This window comes from Nocardia sp. NPDC003183 (assembly GCF_053590715.1).
In genome coordinates this window covers 935,868-950,913 of the sequence record NZ_JBSFTG010000001.1, presented here as the reverse complement: position 1 = coordinate 950,913, position 15,046 = coordinate 935,868, and the positions used below count along the sequence as shown (strand labels likewise).

14 protein-coding genes are annotated in these 15,046 nt (G+C 67.0%); 12 read left to right on the top strand and 2 right to left on the bottom strand.

All coding sequences use genetic code 11. From position 1 onward, the window contains the following. Positions 1–5: 5 nt before the first annotated feature. The 8 genes from ACWDXS_RS04345 (at position 6) to ACWDXS_RS04310 (ending at position 9,278) form a co-directional block, all read left to right on the top strand. Positions 6–1,007 (top strand): LacI family DNA-binding transcriptional regulator, encoded by a 1,002-nt coding sequence (locus tag ACWDXS_RS04345; protein ID WP_449961919.1) that lies wholly within the window; start codon positions 6–8, stop codon positions 1,005–1,007. Between the two features lie 136 nt (positions 1,008–1,143). Beyond that, a complete protein-coding gene (locus ACWDXS_RS04340; protein ID WP_449961916.1) occupies positions 1,144–2,601 on the top strand; it encodes an aldehyde dehydrogenase family protein in 1,458 nt (485 codons plus the stop codon). Between the two features lie 65 nt (positions 2,602–2,666). Beyond that, on the top strand, positions 2,667–3,860 hold the full coding sequence (locus ACWDXS_RS04335) for an amidohydrolase family protein (protein ID WP_449961913.1): 1,194 nt from the start codon (positions 2,667–2,669) through the stop codon (positions 3,858–3,860). Next, the gene (locus tag ACWDXS_RS04330) at positions 3,857–5,284 is read left to right on the top strand and encodes a FadD3 family acyl-CoA ligase (protein ID WP_449961910.1); all 1,428 of its coding nucleotides are present in this window, start codon (positions 3,857–3,859) and stop codon (positions 5,282–5,284) included. The genes ACWDXS_RS04335 and ACWDXS_RS04330 overlap by 4 nt, the downstream gene beginning before the upstream one ends. 30 nt (positions 5,285–5,314) lie before the next feature. Then, a complete protein-coding gene (locus ACWDXS_RS04325; protein WP_449961907.1) occupies positions 5,315–6,571 on the top strand; it encodes an amidohydrolase family protein in 1,257 nt (418 codons plus the stop codon). Between the two features lie 27 nt (positions 6,572–6,598). Beyond that, on the top strand, positions 6,599–6,901 hold the full coding sequence (locus ACWDXS_RS04320; protein ID WP_132369824.1) for a DUF4286 family protein: 303 nt from the start codon (positions 6,599–6,601) through the stop codon (positions 6,899–6,901). Next, positions 6,901–8,034, top strand: coding sequence for an acyl-CoA dehydrogenase family protein (locus tag ACWDXS_RS04315; protein WP_449961903.1), 1,134 nt, complete (start codon positions 6,901–6,903; stop codon positions 8,032–8,034). Before ACWDXS_RS04320 ends, ACWDXS_RS04315 begins: the two co-directional genes overlap by 1 nt. Beyond that, positions 8,031–9,278: an acyl-CoA dehydrogenase family protein gene (locus ACWDXS_RS04310; RefSeq protein WP_449961900.1), complete on the top strand. Its 1,248-nt coding sequence runs from the start codon at positions 8,031–8,033 to the stop codon at positions 9,276–9,278. The genes ACWDXS_RS04315 and ACWDXS_RS04310 overlap by 4 nt, the downstream gene beginning before the upstream one ends. A 200-nt stretch (positions 9,279–9,478) precedes the next feature. Here the strand turns inward: ACWDXS_RS04310 and ACWDXS_RS04305 are convergent, their stop codons facing one another. Together ACWDXS_RS04305 and ACWDXS_RS04300 are read right to left on the bottom strand one after the other, a co-directional pair. After that, on the bottom strand, positions 9,479–10,684 hold the full coding sequence (locus ACWDXS_RS04305) for a CaiB/BaiF CoA transferase family protein (protein WP_387444714.1): 1,206 nt from the start codon (positions 10,682–10,684) through the stop codon (positions 9,479–9,481). Beyond that, the gene (locus tag ACWDXS_RS04300; RefSeq protein WP_067444948.1) at positions 10,684–12,201 is read right to left on the bottom strand and encodes an aldehyde dehydrogenase family protein; all 1,518 of its coding nucleotides are present in this window, start codon (positions 12,199–12,201) and stop codon (positions 10,684–10,686) included. Before ACWDXS_RS04300 ends, ACWDXS_RS04305 begins: the two co-directional genes overlap by 1 nt. A 197-nt stretch (positions 12,202–12,398) precedes the next feature. Here ACWDXS_RS04300 and ACWDXS_RS04295 point away from each other — a divergent pair, with 197 nt between their 5' ends. The 4 genes from ACWDXS_RS04295 (at position 12,399) to ACWDXS_RS04280 (ending at position 15,035) form a co-directional block, all read left to right on the top strand. After that, a complete protein-coding gene (locus tag ACWDXS_RS04295) occupies positions 12,399–13,205 on the top strand; it encodes a TauD/TfdA dioxygenase family protein (protein ID WP_379314866.1) in 807 nt (268 codons plus the stop codon). After that, positions 13,202–13,906 (top strand): SDR family NAD(P)-dependent oxidoreductase, encoded by a 705-nt coding sequence (locus tag ACWDXS_RS04290; protein ID WP_387444708.1) that lies wholly within the window; start codon positions 13,202–13,204, stop codon positions 13,904–13,906. Before ACWDXS_RS04295 ends, ACWDXS_RS04290 begins: the two co-directional genes overlap by 4 nt. 62 nt (positions 13,907–13,968) lie before the next feature. Further along, a complete protein-coding gene (locus ACWDXS_RS04285) occupies positions 13,969–14,829 on the top strand; it encodes a mycofactocin-coupled SDR family oxidoreductase (protein ID WP_378990201.1) in 861 nt (286 codons plus the stop codon). Positions 14,830–14,843: 14 nt separating this feature from the next. Next, positions 14,844–15,035, top strand: a complete 192-nt coding sequence (locus ACWDXS_RS04280; protein ID WP_067444937.1) for a ferredoxin — start codon at positions 14,844–14,846, stop codon at positions 15,033–15,035. Positions 15,036–15,046: the final 11 nt, after the last annotated feature.

The following is a 15,046-nucleotide window of genomic DNA, read 5'->3' as shown; positions in this document are numbered from 1 at the left end:
AGTGCATGGCCGCTCCCGATCCCGACGCGACGAGTGTCGGCAGAAGTGCGCGGCCCACCCACGCCGATGTCGCCCGGCTGGCGAACGTCTCCACGGCGACCGTCAGCTACGTCCTGAACAATTCCGCGGGCAAACGCATCTCCGCACGCACCAGGGAGGCCGTCTACCGCGCCGCCGGGCAACTCGGCTATCGCCCCAATGTCGCCGCCCGAAATCTCGCGCGCGGCGAGAGCGGAGTGGTGCTCTCGATCCTGCCGCGAGTCGCGGTGGGCGACATGCCGATTCAGGCGGGCAGCCTGATGGCCGCCGCGCTCGCGCAATACGGTTTGCTCCAGGTGCAGATCTTCGAGACCGAGGACTACGAACGCATCATCGACGCGATCGACAATCTCGATCCGATCGCGGTGGTGAGCCTGTTCCCGTTGAGCAGCGACGCGCGAGGCAAGGTGCGCGCCGCGAAGGTTCCCCTGATCGAGATCGGGCTGCTGCCCGCGCTCGGCGATCCCCTGCTCACCGTCGGGGCGATGCGCGTCGGCCACCTGGTCTCGCGTGGACACCGCAGGATCGCGTTCGGACGCACCGATATCGCCAAATGGCGTGCCCTCGGCGACTATTGGCTCCAGGGAATCGTCGACGCCGCGCGTGCGCACGATCTGCCGCCGATCACCGTGGACGAGGTGACCGCGAGCGGTGTGGCCGAGCTGGTCACCAGGTGGGTGCGCGACGGGGTGACCGCGGTCTGCGCGCAGAGCGACGAGATCGCGGGTCTGGTGTTGCACGGTCTGCGGGAGGCGGGTCTGCGCTGCCCGCACGACCTCGCCGTGATCGGCATCGAGGCCAATCCCATGGGGGCGCTGTGTGATCCGCCGCTGACGACGGTGGAGTACATCCCCGCCGCGGTGGCCGATGCCGCGATCGCCGCTGTCCTCACCGAACTGGGATATCCGGCACCCCCCGCGCCACAGCCGACCGATGTCGCCCGCCTCATCGTGCGGGCTTCCACCTAGCTTCCCCGTTCCTCACCGGAGCCGATTTGGGGTCTGGACACCTCGATGGTTATGCGCCTAACCTTGCGACGACGGTGCATTCCGCGTACCGAATCCGTTGCGCTCGAGTCACCGCTGACATGCGAGGAGTTACGCCATGAGCGTGCAGACTGTGCTGGACGAGATCCGCAACCGACCGGGCACCGGAGACGCGATCCCCGTCGTCGATCCCGTCACCGAGGAACAGCTCACCGAATTCACCGACGGCGGCTCCGAAGCCGTCGACGACGCCGTCGCACGGGCGAAAGCGGCGTCGAAATCCGGCATCTGGAAGAACCTGGCGGGCAGCGAGAAAGCCAAGATCCTCTGGCGCGTCGCGGATCTGATCGACGAGAACACCGAACTGCTGGCCGACCTCGAATCGGCCAACGCCGGAATCCCACAGAACCAGGCCGCGCTCACCGTCGGCATCGGCTCGGAGTGGTTCCGCTACTACGCCGGCTGGTGCACGAAGATCGACGGCATCGCGCACGACATCAACGCCGGCGGGCTCACCGGCGTGGAATCGCGGCAGCACGGCTACACCCTCAAGGAGCCCTACGATGTCGTGGGGCTGATCTTCCCGTGGAACGGGCCGGTCTTCAACTACTGCGCCAAGGTCGCCCCCTCCCTCGCGGCCGGGTGCAGCAGCGTGGTGAAACCCGCCGAGGAGACTCCGCTTTCGGCGCTGGTACTCGACCGGCTCCTGGCCCAGGCCGGCGTACCGGAGGGCGTGGTCAATCTGGTCAACGGCTACGGACACACCACCGGCGCGGCGATCACCGCGCACCCTGACGTGGACAAGGTCGCCTTCACCGGCTCCACCGAGGTCGGCAGGGCGATCGTGGCGGCCTCGGCGGCGAGCAACCTCAACAAGATCACCCTCGAACTCGGCGGCAAATCACCGGTGCTGATCTTCGACGACGCCGATCTCGATATGGCGATCATGATGGCCGGCTTCGGCGCCTTCGTGCATTCGGGCCAGGCGTGTGTGTGCGGTTCGCGCGTCTTCGTGCAACGCGGCTCCTACGACAAGGTCGTGGCGGGCATCGCGAACCTGGCCGACAACATGAAGATGGGTGGGCCGAGGGAAGAGGGCACCATGGCCGGCCCGCTGATCAGCGCCAAGCAGCTCACCCGGGTGTTGGGTTATGTCGATCAGGGCAAATCCGAGGGCATCGAGTTCGTGGCCGGCGGTCAGCGTCTCGATCGAACCGGGTACTTCGTGCACCCCACCGTGGCCACCAATGTCGACCCCGCCACCAGCCGCCTCTACCGCGAGGAGATCTTCGGCCCGATCGTCACGGTCCTGCCCTTCGACACCGAAGAGGAGGTCGTCGCGATGGCCAACGACAGCTCCTACGGTCTGGCCGCCACCGTCTGGACCAAGGACATCGGCCGTGGCCACCGACTGGCCAAACAACTGCAGGCCGGAACCATCTCGCTGAACTGCCAGATGGTCTTCGACCACTCCATGCCCTTCGGTGGATACAAGCAGTCGGGCTGGGGCTACGAGTCCGGCAAGGCGGGCCTGGAGGCCTACCTGCAGACCAAGGCCGTCTGGACGCAAATGTAGCGGCTGAATATTGCCATGCGCATCTTGTGAGAATATGATTCTCACTAACCAACAAGGAGGCTCTCATGACGCAGCTGGATCTGCCGTATCAGTTGTTCGACGCGGACAATCACCTCTACGAAACCAAGGAGGCGCTGACCAAGTTCCTCCCTGCCGAGTACGAGGGGACCATCAAGTACGTCGAGGTCAACGGGCGTACCAAGATCGCGGTCCTCGGCCAGATCAGCGAATACATTCCCAACCCCACCTTCGAGGTCGTCGCCCGTCCCGGCGCCATGGAGGACTACTTCAAGAACGGCAACCCCGAGGGTAAGAGCCGCCGGGAGATCTTCGGCAAGTCGATGAAGTCGATCCCGGCGTTCCGCGAGCCGGGCGCGCGCCTGGAGCTCATGAACGAGCTGCAGCTCAACCGCTCGCTGATGTTCCCCACGCTGGCCAGCCTCGTCGAGGAGCGGATGCGCCACCATCCCGATCTCATCCACGCGGTGATCCATTCGCTGAACCGGTGGCTGCTCGAAACCTGGGGCGAAGACGGCAATTTCGTCTACAAGGACCGCATCTTCACCGTGCCGGTGGTGAGCTTGCCGATCGTCGAGAAGGCGATCGAGGAGCTCGACTGGTGCGTCGAGCACGGCGCCAAGGCGATTCTGGTGCGCCCGGCCCCGGTCCCCGGTCTGCGCGGGCTTCGCTCGTTCGCGCTGCCGGAGTTCGACCCGTTCTGGAAGCGGGTGGTCGAGCACGACATCCTCGTCACCATGCACTCCTCCGACAGCGGCTACTCGCGGCACAACGCCGAGTGGGAGGGCTCGAGCCTGGAGATGCTGCCGTTCCAGACCAACACCTTCCGGATGACCACCGAATGGCGTCCGATCCAGGACGCGGTGGCCTCGTGGGTGTGCCACGGCGCGCTGTTCCGCTTCCCCGAACTCAAGGTCGCGGTCATCGAGAACGGCGCGTCGTGGCTGGCGCCGCTGCTGGAGAACCTCGCCGACGTCGCCAAGAAGGCGCCGGAGGGCTTCGGCCATCAGGATCCGGTCGAGGCGGTCAAGCGCAGCATCTTCGTCAGCCCGTTCTGGGAGGAGGACCTCGGCGGGATCGCCGACCTGCTCGGGGTGGACAACGTCCTGTTCGGTTCGGACTACCCGCACCCGGAGGGCCTGGCCGAACCGGCACGCTACATCCACGAGATCAAGGATCTGAGCCTGGAGCACCAGGCCAAGATCATGGGCGGCAATCTCGCGAGGCTGCTGAAGGTATGACCTGGCAGACCATCCCGCAGATGGTCCTGAGCGCCGCCGATCGCTTCGGCACTGCCGAAGCGATCGTCGACGGGCCACAGCGGTTGAGCTTCATCGATCTCGCCCACCGGGTGCGCAAGGCCGCGGGCGCTTTCGCGGCGGCGGGCATCGAGCGCGGCGATCGGGCGGCGATCTGGGCGCCCAACTCGGCCGAGTGGATCATCGCCGCGTTCGGGCTGGTCACCGCGGGCGGCGTGCTGGTCCCGATCAACACCCGGTTCAAGGCCGAGGAAGCCGCCGACGTCGTGCGGCGCAGCGGCGCCAAGCTGCTGTTGGTGCAGCAGGGCTTCCTCGGGTCGGACTACACCGGCCCGCAGGGCGTGCCGGTGATCGACCTGAAATCGGATTTTCTCGCCGACGGTGAGCCTTTCGAACGGGCGGTCAACGGCACCGACATCGCCGACATCATCTACACCTCGGGCACCACCGGTCGACCCAAGGGCGTGATGATGAATCACCGCCAGACTCTGCGGCTGTACGCGGAGTGGTGCGATCTGGCCGATCTGCGCGAGGGCGACCGCTATCTGATGGTCAACCCGTTCTTCCACACCTTCGGCTACAAGGCGGGGTTGATCAGCTCGCTCATCCGCGGCGCCACGATGCTGCCGGTGCCGGTGTTCGACGTCGAACAGGTGCTCGAGCTCGTCGAACGTGAACGGGTGACGATGCTGCCCGGCCCACCCACCCTGTATCACGCCCTGCTCGACGCGCCCGCGACCCGGGATCTGTCGTCGCTGCGGGCCGCGGTCACCGGGGCCGCCGACATCCCGGTCGAACTGATCCGGCGGGTCAAGACCGAGCTGCCGTTCCAGTCGATCATGACCGGCTACGGGCTCACCGAAGCCGGCACCGCGACAGCGTCGCGGCCCGGCGATACCTTCGAGCAGGTCGCGACCACCGTCGGAACCCCTTGTGACGGTGTGGAAGTGCGCATCGCCGAGGACGACGAAGTGCTGGTGCGCGGATACTCCGTCATGCAGGGCTACTTCGACGATCCGGACGCGACGACGGCGGTCATCGATGCCGACGGATGGCTGCACACCGGCGATCTCGGCAGCCTCGACCTGGACGGTCGCCTGCGGATCAACGGGCGCAAGAAGGACATGTACATCGTCGGCGGCTTCAATGCCTATCCGGCCGAGGTCGAGGCGTTTCTGCTCGAGCACCCCGCCGTGGCCCAGGTCGCTGTCGTCGGTGTGCCCGATGAACGACTCGGACAGGTCGGCCGCGCCTTCGTGGTCGCGAAGGGCCCGGTATCGGAGGCGGAACTGGTGTCGTGGGCCCGCGACCGAATGGCCGGCTACAAGGCGCCCCGATCCGTGCGGTTCCTCGACGAGCTACCGCTCAACGCCACCGGCAAGGTCATGAAAGACCAACTGCGTTAACCGAATTCGCCTGACTTCGAGGAATCCTCCATGAACTTCTCTGACATGATCCTGGTCAGCATCGACGACCATGTGGTCGAGCCGGCCGATATGTTCGCCCGGCACACGCCCAGCAAGCACGCCGAGTACATCCCGAAACTGATCACCAACGACCAGGGCGTCGATCAGTGGGTCTATCGGGGCAAACCGGTGGGCGTCACCGGTTTGAACGCGGTAGTGGGGTGGCCGAAGGAAGAGTGGGACAAGAATCCGGCCCGCTACGCCGAGATGCGGCCGGGGGTCTACGACATCCACAGCCGGGTGGCGGACATGAATGCCAACGGCATCCTGTCCTCGATGTGCTTTCCGACCTTCGCCGGATTCAGCGCCGGGCATCTGAGCCAGTTCAAGGACGAGATCACCATCGCGGTGATCTCGGCCTACAACAACTGGCACATCGACGAGTGGTGCGCCGCCTACCCCGGCCGGTTCATCCCGAACGCGATTCTGCCGCTGTGGGATCCCGCGTTGGCCGTCGCCGAGATCAACCGGGTCGCCGCCAAGGGGTTCCGTGGCGTGACGATGCCGGAACTGCCGCACATCGACGGGCTGCCCTCCTACCACGACGGCGAGTACTGGGGTCCGGTGTGGGCGGCGCTCGCCGATACCGGACTCGTGATGAACCTGCACATCGGGCAGGGTTTCGGGGCGCTTCGCCTGGCGCCGAACGCGCCGATCGACAATCTCATGTGCCTCGCGCCGACGGTGTCGCAGATCGCCATCCAGGACCTGCTGTGGGGACCGGCGCTGCGCACCTATCCCGGCCTCAAGGTCGCCCTGTCCGAGGGTGGGATCGGGTGGATTCCGTTCTACCTCGACCGCTCCGACCGCCATTACACCAATCAGAAGTGGCTGCGCCGCGACTTCGGCGGCCGGATGCCGAGCGACGTGTTCCGCGAGCACGTGATGGCCTGCTATGTCACCGACCGCAACTCGCTCAAGATGCGACACGAGATCGGGATCGACATCATCGCGTGGGAATGCGACTACCCGCACTCGGACTCGCTGTTCCCCGATGCGCCGGAATTCGTGCTGGAAGAACTCAACAGCGCCGGCGCCGACGACAGCGACATCCATCAGATCACCTGGCGCAACGCCTGCCGATTCCTCAACTGGGATCCCTTCACCCACATCCCCCGCGAACAGGCGACGGTCGCGGCGTTGCGGAACAACGCCCTCGATGTCGACCTGACCATTCGGCCGCGTGCGGAATGGGCCGAACGCTATGCCGCCCAGCACATCAGCTGAGCACTCGAACAACCGAAGGACATTGCCATGCATTTGATCGTTTTCTCCAGTCCCCGCGCGGGCATGGACGAGGAATACAACACCTGGTACACCGAGGTGCACATTCCCGACATGCTGGCGATCCCCGGCGTCGAGTCGTGCACCCGATTCCGCGCCCAACCGGTCGGCGGGCAGGCCCCGGAATTCACCTATCAGGCCGACTACCTCATCGACGGCGATGCCGGTGCGGTACTGAAGGAGATCAAGGTTCGCTCCGCCGACGGGCGTTTCACGCTCAGCCCGGCCATCGACCCGGCAGCCATGAAAGTGACTGTCTGGGAATCACTCTGATGGACTTCGAGCTCTCCGACGACCAGCGGCTGTTCCGCTCGACCACGCGCGAATTTCTCGCCAAGTCCGTTCCGCTCGACGTCGTGCGCGGCCTCGCCGCCTCCGGCGTCGGGTTCGACCGCGCATGGTGGCGCCGGGGCGCCGAACTCGGCTGGACCGCACCGCTGGTCCCGGAGCGGCTCGGCGGCGGATCGGTCTCGGCGGTGCCGATGGCCGACCTCGCCCTGGTCGCGACGGAGTTCGGGCGGGCCTGCGCGCCCGGCCCGCTCATCACCACCAGTGCCGTGCTGACCTCGCTGGTCAGGGAGCAGAACCGCTTCGCGGACCTGCTCGCCGCGGTGCTCAGTGGCGAGACCATCGCCGCCTGGGCCCATTACGAGCCGGGACACGGGTTGGGGCGCGCGGCGGTGGATACCGTCGCGGTGCCAGAGGGCACCGGTTTCCGGATCTCCGGCGTCAAGGATCGGGTGGAGTGCGGCGATCAAGCGGACGTGCTGCTGGTTTCCGCGCGCGGTCCCCAGGGGCCGGTCCAGGTGCTGATCGCCGCCGACGCACCGGGCGTCACCGTCACCCCGACCTGGACACTCGACCTCGTTCGCCGCACCGCGAAAGTCTCCTTGGTCGATGTCGTGGTCGGCGAGGACGCCGTCGTTCAGCGCTATCCCGGCGAGACCGCCGCCGCGCTGGAGACCCAGGTGCAGGTCGCCGCGGCGCTCACCGCCGCGGAGTCGACCGGCGCGGCCGAGCACGCTTTCGAACTCACCGTGCGGTGGATGTTCGACCGCTACACCTTCGGCCGGCAGCTGGCGTCCTATCAGGCGCTCAAACATCGTGCGGCCGAACACAAGACCTCGCTCGAGGCCTGCCGTGCCACCGCCTGGGCCGCGGCCAACGCGTTCCACGGCGACCCGACCAGAACCGCCGAGGCGGTCAGCGTCGCGAAGTCCTATATCGGGGCCGTCGTCCCCGGCCTGCTCCAGGACTGCGTGCAGATCCACGGCGGCATCGGGGTGACGTGGGAACACGATATGCATCTGTATCTGCGGCGGGTCACCCTCGGGCGCGCGCTGTACGGGACGCCGGAGGAGCATCGCCGTCGCCTCACCGATCTCCTGGACAGGAAGGTCGCATGACCGAAACGAGCACCGCTGAGCTGGAGCCCGTCGACGAATTCCGCCTCCGCGCCCGACGTTGGCTGTCGGACAACCTCGAGCCCGCACCGCCCAATCAGCACGGGGAAACCAGCAAGTCCGAGGAATCCTGGCAGCGCGCCAAACAGCTGCAGCGCATCCTCTACGACGGCGGCTTCGCCGGCATCTGCTTTCCGAAGGAGTACGGCGGGCTGGGCCTGACACCCGAGCACCAGCGGGTGTTCAGCGAGGAGTCGCGCGCCTACGAGATGCCGCTGGCGCTCAATATCCCGACCCTGACCGTCTGCGCGCCGACGATTCTGGACATGGGCACCGAGGAACAGAAGCGCACCCACCTCTCGGCGGTGCTGCGCGGTGAGGAACTGCTCGTGCAGTTCCTGTCCGAACCGCGCGGCGGCTCGGACCTGGCCGGGCTCACCACCCGCGCCGAGCGCCGGGGCGATTCCTGGGTGCTCAACGGCGCCAAGATCTGGAGCTCGGGCGCGTACGCCGCCGACTACGGGCTGTGCCTGGCCCGCACCGATTGGTCGGTGCCCAAACACGCCGGGCTCACCATGTTCCTGGTTCCGGTGCGCGCGCCCGGTGTCACTATCCAGCGCATCACCCAGGTCGACGGGTCTCGGGAGTTCTGCCAGGAATTCTTCGACGATGTGGTGCTGCCCGCGGAGGCGGTGCTCGGCGAGGTCGACGGTGGCTGGGAAACCACGAACCGGCAGCTGTTCCATGAGCGAAGCGCCGTCGGGGGTGCGTCGCCCTACTCCAGCGGCATCCAGACCCACAGCGGGCGTGATATCTCCGATCTCATCGAATTGGCGAGGCGGACAGGTCAATTGGATGACCCACGGGTCAGGGAGGACCTCGGTGAGGCGCGGGCGCTGAATATGGTCCACGATCAGCTGATCGGCCACATCACCCGCGGTATCGCGGCAGGTGAGTTCGTGCCCGCGGCCGGATCGATGGTCCGGCTGTTCAGCGCCCGGAATTCGTGGCTGCAAGCGGATATGGCGGTGCGGATCGCCGGCGCCGCCGCCGCTACCGGCTTCGACGCCGACGATGCCGCGACCGGCCAAGCCGGACAGGATTACCTGATGCGCCAGGCGTGGAGCCTGGCGGGCGGCAGCACCGAGATGGCCCTCAACCAGATCAGCGAGCGGGTCCTCGGGATGCCCCGGGAAGCCGCCGCCGATCGAGGGTTGCCGTTCGATCAGGTCGAACACGGCCGCTGATCGGCTCGGCGCACAAGCGAAGAAGAACAGAAAACGAGCGGCCCGCCTCGGTGCATCACCCGAGGCGGGCCGCTCGCTGTCACGTTGGCTCGATCAGCGCGGAGCCGGTGGCATCCGCGACACCGCCGGGCCGAACAGAAAAGCTCCGGCGGGCACCACAGTGCTTGCCCGCCGGAGCTTTTCGTGATCGTGAGCCGATCTCAGGTGATCGCGCCCGCTGTCTTGAGAGCGATGACCCGCTCCCAGTCCAGCCCGAGGCCCAGCAGGATCTCCTCGGTCTGGGCGGCGAACTCGGGGCCGGGGGCCAGTTCGGGTGCGGTGACATCGAATTGCACCGGATTGGCGACCAATTCGAGCTCACCGGCGCGAATCAGGTACTCGTTGGCCCTGATCTGCGGGTCCGAGCCGACCTGCAGGCTGTCCTGGACCGGCGCCCACGGTCCCGACAGCGTTCCCAGGCGCTCGGTCCATTCGGCGAGGGTCCGGCTCGCGAACGCCTCGCGCAGGATCGCCACGGCCTCCTGGGTATTGGCCGCGATGTCGGCCGAGGTCCCGAAACGGGGGTCGGTCGCGAGTTCGGGACGGTCGATGTGGCGACACACGTCGGCCCAGAACTTCACCGGCTGCAACATCACCAGCGACAGGTAGCGGCCATCGGCCGTGGCGTACAGACCCGAGAGCGGATTGGTCGGCGCGCCATGGGCGCCCGGTACCGGCGCCACCATCGGCTCACCGAGATGGGCCGAGAGCGCGATGGTGTGGCCCATCGCCCACAGCCCGCTCCCGAGCAGCGAGACATCGACCACCGACGGTTCGCCGGTGCGTTCCCGTTTGAGCAGCGCCGCCGCGATCCCACCCGCGAGGTTCGTCCCCGAGATGGTGTCGCCGAAGGCGGGCCCCGGGGGCGAGACCATGCCCTCGGTGCCCGGCGGGGTGATGGTGGCGGCGACCGAGCCGCGGCACCAGAAGGCGGTCATGTCGAAACCGCCCTTGTCCGATTCCGCGCCGCGCGGGCCGAGCGCACTGCCGCGCGCGTAGACGATCTTCGGGTTCACCGCGCGGATGTCGTCCACGTCGATCCCGAATTTGGTCCGCGCCTGCGGCAGGAAGCTGGTGAGGAACACGTCGGCCTCGCGGGCGAGGTCGTGGATCACCGCGCGCCCCTCGGGCACCGACATGTCCACGCCGATGCTGCGCTTGCCCCGATTGGCATGTTCGACATTGGGATTGGGGTCACCCTCGACCCGCATCCGGCCGATTTGTCTGAGGCCGCGTTGCGGATCGCCAGTGACCGCGTGTTCGACCTTGACAACATCGGCGCCCCAGTCGGCCAGGACCGCGCCCGCCGACGGCACGAAACCGTACATCGCGACCTCGAGGACGCGAATTCCCTCGAGCGGCCCCACTACTGGGCACCGCCCGACGCGTCGCTCAACCCGACGACCGCGGCGTAGGTCTTGCTCTCGAGGAATTCCTCCAGCCCGGCGACACCGCTTTCCCTGCCGATCCCCGACTGTTTGAATCCACCGAAGGGAGCGTCCGGCTGGAAGTAGTTACCGCCGTTGATGCTGAACGTTCCGCTGCGGATACGCCGGGCGATCCCGAGCGCGCGCTCGGTATCGGCGCTGAACACCGCACCGGACAGGCCGTAGATCGAATTGTTCGCGATGCGCACCGCGTCGTCGTCATCGTCGTAGGGGATCACGACGAGCACCGGGCCGAAGACCTCCTCCTGCGCGATCTCGCTGTCGGGATCGACGCCGGCGAGCAGGGTGGGTGCGTAGAAGAAGCCCGGATCGACCTTCGTACCGCCGGTGACCAACGTGGCTCCGGCGGCGACCGCGCGCTCGACCAGGCCGTGTACCTTGTCGCGCTGCTTGGCGCTGATCAGCGGTCCCATATAGGTTTTCGGGTCACTGGGATCCCCGCTGCTCACCCAGCCCAGATTGGTGGCGACCAGCTCGACGATCTCGTCGTGGCGCGCGCGTGGCACCAGCAGCCGCGAGGTGAGCGCGCAGCCCTGTCCCGCATGGGTGCAGATGGTGAACGCGGCGAACACCGCCGTGGTGGCGAAGTCGGCGTCGTCGAGCAGGACCATCGCGGATTTGCCGCCCAGCTCGAGGAAGACCCGCTTGAGCGATTCGCTCGCCGCCGCCATGATCTGGCGCCCGACCGGAGTGGAGCCGGTGAAGGTGATCAGGTCCACGTCGGGGTGGGTGGTCATCAGCTTGCCGATCTCGACGTCGGCGGCGGACAACACATTCACCACGCCGGGCGGGATATCGGTGTGCTCGGCGATCAGCTCACCGAGGGCGAGCGTGGCCAGCGGGGTATCGGGGGCGGCTTTGAGCACCACCGTGCAGCCCGCCGCCAGGGCGGGCATGAGCTTGGCCAGGGCCAGCTGATGCGGGTAGTTGTAGGCCACGATCGCCGAAACGACACCGGCGGCTTCCTTCTCGATCCAGCGCCGGTGGCGCTCCCCGCGGATCTCGAGCTCGCTCAGTTCCTCGGTCAACGAGTACTCGGGCAGCAGGTCGGCGTAGAAGCGAGCGATCTCGATCGGGAAGTCGAGCTGGTTGCCGTGGGTGAGCCGCCGGGTGGCGCCGACCTCGGCGATGGTGAGCTCGCGCAGGTCCTCCACGTTGTCGAGCAGTGCCCGATGGAGTTGGTCCAGGCAGCGAGCCCGCAACGCCGCGTCGGTCGACCAGCTGGTCGTGTCGAAGGCTCGACGGGCGGCGGCGATGGCCGCCTCGGTCTGTTCGAGCGTGGCTTCGGGCGCGTAGCCGTACACCTCGCCGGTCGCGGGATTGAGCGAGGCGAAGGTCTGTTCCGCCTCGACCAGCTGTCCGTCTATCAGCAATCGTTTGGTGACTGCCGTGGTCGGCGCGGACGCGCCGATCGAGTCCGTGTCCTGGGATGACATCCCGTCTCCTCGCTGAGCGTTGGAAATGTGATTCTCTCTTCTAGAGAACAATATATCCATATCAAGGGCTCGCATCAGCCGAATGCCGCGACCGACACCGCGATCACCGCCGGCCCGTTTGCCGAAAAGCGGACATCAGCCCTTGCGGAGGAAACCTCAGCGAGAGTACGGTTCTCGCAACTGGAAGGGAGATTCTTGTGATCCACACTACAGCGCTGCGTCCCGCGATCGGGGTGGAAGTCACCGGCGTCGCCGATCTGCACGACGACACGGTGGTCAGCCGGTGCCTCGAAGCACTGAAATGGCGCGGTGTGCTGGTCGTGCGCGGTCTGCACCTCGATGACGAAGCTCAACTCGCGTTCTGCCGCGAGCTGGGCACGGTGTTGGCACCCGGCGGCCGGGAGATCTTCACGATCACCCTCGATCCCGCGAAGAACCGGGCAGCCAAGTACCTCGAGGGCACGTTCTTCTGGCATATCGACGACACCACCAACGAGGTGCCGGCCAAGGCCACCGTGCTCACGGCCCGCCACGTCGCCATGGAGGGTGGCGGCACCCAGTTCGCCAGCACCTACGCCGCCTACGAGAACCTCCCCGAAGCCGACCGCAAGCGCTACGAAGGTCTGCGCGTGGTGCACAGCTTCGAGGCGTCCCAGCGGCTGGTGCATCCGGACCCGACCCCCGAACAGGTCGCGGACTGGCGTACCCAGCCGAGCCACGAGACGGCCCTGGTCTGGGAGCGCGCGGACGGCCGCAAATCCCTGGTGATCGGCGCCACCGCCGATCACATCGTCGGCATGGATCCCGCGGAGAGCCGGGCGCTGCTCGACGAGCTGCTCGCCTGGTCGACGCAGGAACGCTTCGGCTACACCCACGACTGGACCGTCGGCGACCTGGTGATCTGGGACAACACCGGCATCCTGCATCGGGCGCTGCCCTATCAGGCGTCCTCCGAACGCGAACTGCACCGGACCACCCTCGCGGGCGAGGAGGCCTGGGCGTGAAAACCGCGGTGGTCACCGGCGGCGGCTCCGGTATCGGTCTCGCTGTCGCACAACGGCTCCAGGCCGACGGGTATCACGTGGCGACGCTCGATCTGCGCCCGACCGATACCGAATTCGCCCACACCGCCGACGTTTCCGATCCCGAGCAGGTGGGCGCGGCCTTCGCCGCGATCCGCACCCAGCTCGGTCCCGTGACGATCCTGGTGAACGCCGCGGGCCTGGACGGTACGGGGCGCTTCTCCAAAATCGACTTCGCGCAGTGGCAGCGGGTGATCGACGTCAACCTCAACGGCGTCTACCACTGCGTTCAGGCGGTGCTGCCCGACATGCTCGAGGCCGGGTGGGGTCGCATCGTGAACATCTCCTCGTCGAGCACACATTCGGGTCAGCCCTTCATGGCGCACTACGTCGCGGCCAAGTCCGCGGTGAACGGGCTGACGAAATCGCTGGCGCTCGAACTCGGTCCGGCCGGGATCACCGTCAACGCCGTCCCGCCCGGCTTCATCGACACCCCGATGCTGCGCAAGGCGGAGGCGGCCAAGCTGCTCGGCGGCACGATCGACGACCACATCCAGCGCACCCCTGTGCGGCGGGTGGGCCAACCCGAGGACATCGCCGCGGCGTGCGCGTTCCTGATCTCCGAGAGCGCCGGGTACATCACCGGGCAGATCCTCGGGGTCAACGGCGGCCGTAACACCTAGTCGTACCAATCCAGACAACGGGCTCACCGCGTTCCGGTGGGCACACACCGAAAGGAAATCCCGTGGGACGTGTCGAGGGCAAGGTCGCCTTTATCACCGGAGCCGCTCGCGGCCAGGGCCGCAGTCATGCGGTGCGTCTGGCCGCCGAGGGCGCCGACATCATCGCCGTCGATATCTGTCAGGACATCGACACCATCCAGTACCCGCTGTCGCGTCCCGAGGATCTGGACGAAACGGCGCGACTGGTCGAGAAGTCCGGGCGGCGCATCGTCACCGTCCAGGCCGATGTGCGCGATGCCGCGCAGATGCGTGACGCGGTCGCGCACGGAGTACAGGAACTGGGCCGCCTCGACATCGTCGTAGCCCAGGCCGGGATCGCCGGGATGAAGGGCGAGCCGCAGTGGCAGGCCTGGACCGATGTGCTCGACACCAACCTGGTCGGCGTGCTCAACGCCATCCACGCCGCACTGCCGCATCTGCAGGCCGGCGCGTCGATCATCGCCACCGGGTCGCTGGCCGCGCTGATGGACACCACCAAGGTGGACCAGCCGGGCAAGGATCCCGGCGGCGTCGCGTACATGGTCGCCAAGCGGGCGCTGTCGATGGTGGTGCACGAACTCGCCACCCACATCGCCCCGAAGAAGATCCGCGCCAACGTTATCCACCCCACCAACTGCAACACCCCGATGTTGCAGAGCGAGCCGATGTACCGCTCGTTCCGGCCCGATCTCGAGAATCCGACCCGCGCGGACGCCGAGCCGGCCTTCCACACCATGCAGGCCATGCCGGTTCCGTATGTCGAGCCCGAGGACATCAGCGACGCGGTGCTGTTCCTGGCCTCCGACGAGTCCCGTTTCGTCACCGGCAGCCAATTGCGGGTGGACGCGGGCGGATACCTGAAGTGGTACGACTACCACGCCTGAAAGGAATTCCCGCCGTGAAGGTTCGAGTCGATTCAACGCGCTGCCAAGGCCACACGCTGTGCGCGATGACCGCTCCCCGATCATTCGAGCTGAGCGACTTCGACGGTCATTCGTCGCCGGTCAGTGAGACCGTCGCGCCCGATGAGGAGGAGCAGGTGCGTGAAGCAGCCCACTCCTGCCCGGAACGCGCCATCGATATTTCCTGAGAGGACACCGC

What these genes read in the sequence shown, in the direction of transcription:
- ACWDXS_RS04345 (WP_449961919.1), top strand. Translation starts at nt 6, where the DNA reads ATGGCCGCTCCCGATCCCGACGCGACGAGTGTCGGCAGAAGTGCGCGG.
- ACWDXS_RS04340 (WP_449961916.1), top strand. Translation starts at nt 1,144, where the DNA reads ATGAGCGTGCAGACTGTGCTGGACGAGATCCGCAACCGACCGGGCACC.
- ACWDXS_RS04335 (WP_449961913.1), top strand. Translation starts at nt 2,667, where the DNA reads ATGACGCAGCTGGATCTGCCGTATCAGTTGTTCGACGCGGACAATCAC.
- ACWDXS_RS04330 (WP_449961910.1), top strand. Translation starts at nt 3,857, where the DNA reads ATGACCTGGCAGACCATCCCGCAGATGGTCCTGAGCGCCGCCGATCGC.
- ACWDXS_RS04325 (WP_449961907.1), top strand. Translation starts at nt 5,315, where the DNA reads ATGAACTTCTCTGACATGATCCTGGTCAGCATCGACGACCATGTGGTC.
- ACWDXS_RS04320 (WP_132369824.1), top strand. Translation starts at nt 6,599, where the DNA reads ATGCATTTGATCGTTTTCTCCAGTCCCCGCGCGGGCATGGACGAGGAA.
- ACWDXS_RS04315 (WP_449961903.1), top strand. Translation starts at nt 6,901, where the DNA reads ATGGACTTCGAGCTCTCCGACGACCAGCGGCTGTTCCGCTCGACCACG.
- ACWDXS_RS04310 (WP_449961900.1), top strand. Translation starts at nt 8,031, where the DNA reads ATGACCGAAACGAGCACCGCTGAGCTGGAGCCCGTCGACGAATTCCGC.
- ACWDXS_RS04300 (WP_067444948.1), bottom strand. Translation starts at nt 12,201, where the DNA reads ATGTCATCCCAGGACACGGACTCGATCGGCGCGTCCGCGCCGACCACG.